The sequence below is a fragment of the Candidatus Paceibacterota bacterium genome, from assembly GCA_028711505.1.
Classification (GTDB): domain Bacteria; phylum Patescibacteriota; class Minisyncoccia; order JAHISW01; family Tagabacteraceae; genus JAQTSC01.
On the sequence record JAQTSC010000009.1, the window covers coordinates 1 to 4,878 of the forward strand.

The window sequence follows — 4,878 nt, forward strand, 5'->3', positions numbered from 1 at the left end:
CAACAATTCCCGAATCCATACTATACTGAAAATGCCTCCGGCATTGTTCGCCATGAGGCATGAATCGGGTATCCAAAGGTCGAATCAGATTGTAGAATCAGTGTCTTAAGCAAGGGGTACCTGCCAAAGCTTAATCGGCATATCAGGATTTTCAAAAGAGTGCGAAGAAGAAATTATGGAAGAATGAGCGCCTATTCTGGTATAGTCGCCTATTTCTATTCCACCCGCTCCGTCAATAAAACAAAAATGGCTTATGCCAACATTATTACCTATACTTATTCTTTCGGGAAAAAGTATTGTAGTACGGTCTCTTAAAGTAAATCCTTTGCCGCATTTTTTGAGAAAAAATCTGTAAAATATCAACCTAAGGACCACCCCCACTGCCGAAGGCACAAGGTCGAGCATCCCTAAGAAAAAATCTCTTACTACATACTTCAAGATAATATCTCTTAAAGAAATTTTTTCGTTGATAAGAATCATATTTTTAAAACAGCCATCATGCCATTCCAGTATTTTTTTATATCATTTAAACTTCTTATCTTCGATGCTCTTCTTAAAATATATCTCGGTCTGAAGTGGAATTTACGAAAAGCATATTTTCGTATCGCTTCAATTTCCTCAAAATTTTTATATCCATAAGGCAAAAAAGTGGCGAAATATCCGGTTGAACGGCTCCAGTCTTCCTCAAACCTGCCCCATTTGCCGCTTTTTACCTGATTATACAATTCCGTGCCCGGATAAGGAGTCATTATGTTGAATTTAATGTAATCCGGATTTATTTCGCATATTTTTTTGATTGTTTTTCTCGTTTTTTCCGGTGTATCTCCCGGCAATCCTATTATGAAATTCGCCCGCACCTCAATACCCGCTTCTCTCGTAAGCCGCATGGCTTCTTCCGCCTGTTTAACCGTAATTCCTTTGTTGATGTTATTTAGGCATTCCTGATCCAAACTTTCTACACCGTAAAAAATCGAATAGCATCCGGCTTTTTTCATAAGTTTCAACGTCTCAAAATTCACCGTATCAACCCGCCGTTCGCACGACCATGATATCTTTATTTTTTCGCTTATTATCTTGTTGCAAAAATTCCTTGTCCATTCGTCTTTAAGCCCCCACAAATCATCCCAGAAATTTATATTTTTTATTCCGTATTTTTTTATTAAAAATTTAATTTCCTCGACTACCTTCTCCACTGAACGATTGCGGTAATTTTTCCCCCACACATTTCTGCTTGCGCAAAAAAGACAGCCAAACGGGCAGCCTCTGCTCACAATCATGGTAGTCATCGGAAGTTCCTTATAATGGTGAGGCGAAGGACGGTATTTCTCAATCGGGACAAGGTGCCTTGCCGGCATCGGCAATTTGTCCAAATCCTGTATCAATTCCCTTTTTTCATTGACAAAAACATTTCCGCTTTCATCTTTATACCCAAGCCCTTTTACATTCTTCAAACTACTTTTTTTATTCAATGCCTCCAAAAGTTCTATCAAAGTGTTTTCACCCTCACCCATCACGACAATATCCACGCAGCTGTTTTTTAAAACTTCTTCGGGCATGATAACCGGGTGCGGACCGCCAAGGCAAATTGGCGCCGAGCTTATTTTTTTTATGGCTGATGCGTAATCAATAACCCGGCGATAGTTTGAAGTATTGCAGTATATTCCAACAAAATCCGGAGAAAAATTTTCAACGTATTCCACAAGCTGCCCGATATCGCTGTTCAGTAAATCCGAATCATAAACTTCAACTTTGTAGTTTTCTTTCTCCAAAACAGCCCCCAAAGAAAGCAGTCCCAAAGGAGGAAGGCATGTGCCTATGGAAGAAAGACCTCTCCCGTACCGTTCCGACATCGGAAAAGGCGGATAAATTAAAATTATTTTTTTTATCATGAAAAAATATTTTCTCTCGGCTTTCTATTCATTTTCTACAATACTCTCAATATCGTAGACTTTGTCTTTTGTTGAAGCGAAATAATTTTTTGAAAGCATATCGGCTAAAAGACCGAAAACTAAAAACTGAATGCCGATCAAAAAACCAAACATAAACAAATTGGTTAAAGCCGTGTTTGAGAGGTCCAAACCTTCAAAAATCTTAAGATAAGCCGCCCAAATGCCGGCCGCCGAAGAAACAAAAACCAAAAAGAGTCCGATTGTGCCGAAAAGATGCAGCGGCCTGCTTGCGTATTTTTTCCAAAACCAGACGGAAAACATATCCAAAACACCCTTTATGCCCCTGCTTAACCCGTATTTTGTCCTGCCGAGAGCTCTGGACCTGTGGTTGACTTCAATCTCTCCCACTCTAAAACCTTTTATACTTAAAATACCCGGAATAAAACGGTGCATTTCGCCGACCAAATCAACATGGTCAAAGCATTCTCTTTTGTAAATTTTTAAAGTGCAGCCGCTATCGTGTATGCCGTCGTCTATTAAAATTCTTCTCAATTTCGCCGCGCAAAAAGAAAAAAACTTCTTAAAAACGGGGTCCTTCCTGTTCTTGCGCCATCCGGCCACCACGTCAAGATTTTCGTCTTTCAATTTTTGAATCATTTTCGGGATATCAGCCGGGTCGTTCTGCATGTCTCCGTCCATGGGGATTATAAGATCGCCTGTCGCGTTTTTAATTCCGGCATCCATCGCCGCAGTTTGCCCGAAATTTTTTCTGAATTTAATTATTTTTATTCTTGCCAATTTCTTTAACTCAGAAAAAGTGCCGTCAGCCGACCCGTCGTCAATAAAAATAATTTCAAACTCTTTTCCCAAAGATTCCATCACTTTAAAAACTTCGTCGCGCAAAACCGTCACGTTTTTTTCTTCGTTATAGACAGGTATGACAACGCTAATTTTTTCTTTATCCTTTCCCAAATGACTCATAATTTGTTTGGATTTAATTAAAGTTTGATTTATCATTAAAATAACTCTTTTTTCAGTATTTTTCAATGATAAAAACGCTAAAAGAAAAGACGGAAAAAACAATAAATTTTCTTGAAAAAATGCTCAGGACAGACATACGATACCTTATAAAAGGTTATTTTTGGCTTATTTCCGAATACGCATTTTCTCTTTTGGCGGGGCTTGCCACGTCTGTCGCTTTTGCCAACCTTATCCCACCGGAAGCTTACGGAACATTCCAATATGTGCTGACAATCGTATCTTTCTTGTCACTTACCACTCTCACAAGGCTCAACGACTCGCTTACCATAAGCGTGGCGAAAGGATTTGAAGGCGGAATAATAAAAATCTTAAAAACTAAAATTAAATGGGGGCTTTTGGGAACTTTTGCCGGCATTATTTTAAGCGCTTATTATTTTTATCAAAACGATTCCACTCTCGCGCTGCTGGTTCTTATAGCGGCGCTTTTCGTTCCTGTGCTCGACACTCCTTACGTCTACAGCAATTACCTTATCGGCAAAAAAAATTTCAAGGTCCTTTCTCTTATAAACAATGCCGCGTCAATAATTTATTCAGTTTGCATAGTCATTACTCTTTTTCTCTCCAAAGATGTCGTCTTTATAATAGGATTTTATTTTCTTATAAATTTCCTCATCCGTCTTTTCGCCTTAATCTTTGTCCTCAAAAAATACAAACCGAAAAAAGAAACGGAGAGCCAGACGATAGATTACGGAAAAAAAATAAGCTATCTGAACATTTTCAATACGGTTGCTTCGTCCATAGACAATATCTTCGTATTTCATTATCTGGGCGCCGCCGAGCTCGCGGCTTACGCCATAGCAAAAAAAATGCCGGAAAAGCTTAAAGATCTCATAACCTTTTTGACGCCGCTCAGCGCTCCCAAATTCGCAGCGAAAGACATCTCCGACCCTTATATCAAAAACGAATCTTTAAGAAAATCACTTTTCTTAACGCTGGCAATGCTGGCCGTAATTTTAATCTACGCGATATTCGCGCCGCTCATCTTTAGTCTGCTTTTTCCCGTATATGCCAAATACGTAAGTCTTTCAATAATCTACGCCCTGTCCATCCCCGTAGCTGCTTTCGGCGCCCTGCTTCTTAATTTTATGGAATCGAAAAGACGGATAAAACCGCTCGCAAAATTCAACATAGGATTCGCCCTATTAAAAACGATGATAATGCTTTTCGCGATAAAATACTTCGGCCTAACCGGACTTATTTGGTCTTTTGCCTTAACAAGAGCTTTAAGTTCAGCGATGATAACTTATTTTTTTGTCAAAGAAACATAATAATTGTTTACCGCAAGGAAATCTGTTAAATTTTAATAATTCATAAAAAAATCCGGATATGAAAATTCTACTATTAACACCGCCCGCCTTTTGCGACATAGGGCATGTAAGTTCCAGCGCTCCGCCACTAAGCCTTCTGTATTTAGCCGGCTATCTGAGAAAAAACGGCTATGAAAACATAAAAGTGATAGACGCCGACGCGGTTCAGATGGACTGGGGTGAGATGAAAACAATGTTTGAAAAAGAAAATCCCGACATAGTCGGAATTACCGGCGTCTCTTTGATTTTTCCGACAATAGTCAAAACAGTGAAACTGGCCAGAGAAGTTTTGCCCGGCAAAAAAATAATCGTCGGCGGTTTTGCCGCCACAACGGAATCGGAAAAAATTTTAAGGGAAACGCACGGCGCGATTGATTTTGTGGTCAAAGGCGAAGGAGAGATGACGCTTTTGGAACTTGTCCAAAAAATAGAGGGAAGATCCGATGATTTCAAAAACGTAAAAGGAATCGCTTATTTGGACGAAAACAATAATTTCATCCCGACAGAACCGCGTGAATACATAAAAGACTTAAACTCCATTCCGTGGCCGGCTTATGACCTGTTGAACAAAGACCCGAAAACTTACAGAGGAATGCCGCATGACTCGGAAGGAATGACTCGTCCAGTGGCTGTTATGATGA

At 39.5% G+C, this 4,878-nt stretch carries 5 protein-coding genes; 2 read left to right on the top strand and 3 right to left on the bottom strand.

The genetic code is table 11. The features are described from left to right. Nucleotides 1–105: 105 nt before the first annotated feature. From PHC85_03285 to PHC85_03295, 3 genes are read right to left on the bottom strand one after another with little or no spacing between them, the layout of a single operon-like run. Complete coding sequence (locus PHC85_03285) at nucleotides 106–480, bottom strand: hypothetical protein (protein ID MDD5033104.1); 375 nt, start codon at nucleotides 478–480, stop codon at nucleotides 106–108. Beyond that, the gene (locus PHC85_03290) at nucleotides 477–1,889 is read right to left on the bottom strand and encodes a radical SAM protein (GenBank protein ID MDD5033105.1); all 1,413 of its coding nucleotides are present in this window, start codon (nucleotides 1,887–1,889) and stop codon (nucleotides 477–479) included. Before PHC85_03290 ends, PHC85_03285 begins: the two co-directional genes overlap by 4 nt. A 24-nt stretch (nucleotides 1,890–1,913) precedes the next feature. After that, nucleotides 1,914–2,936 carry a glycosyltransferase family 2 protein gene (locus tag PHC85_03295; protein MDD5033106.1) on the bottom strand — a complete coding sequence of 341 codons (1,023 nt, stop codon included), beginning with the start codon at nucleotides 2,934–2,936 and terminating at the stop codon, nucleotides 1,914–1,916. On the opposite strand from PHC85_03295, the gene PHC85_03300 reads away from it, so the two are divergent. Together PHC85_03300 and PHC85_03305 are read left to right on the top strand one after the other, a co-directional pair. Then, on the top strand, nucleotides 2,936–4,198 hold the full coding sequence (locus tag PHC85_03300; protein MDD5033107.1) for an oligosaccharide flippase family protein: 1,263 nt from the start codon (nucleotides 2,936–2,938) through the stop codon (nucleotides 4,196–4,198). The genes PHC85_03295 and PHC85_03300 overlap by 1 nt on opposite strands. Before the next feature lie 58 nt (nucleotides 4,199–4,256). Beyond that, on the top strand, nucleotides 4,257–4,878 hold a 622-nt coding region (locus tag PHC85_03305; GenBank protein ID MDD5033108.1), incomplete at its 3' end, for a cobalamin-dependent protein.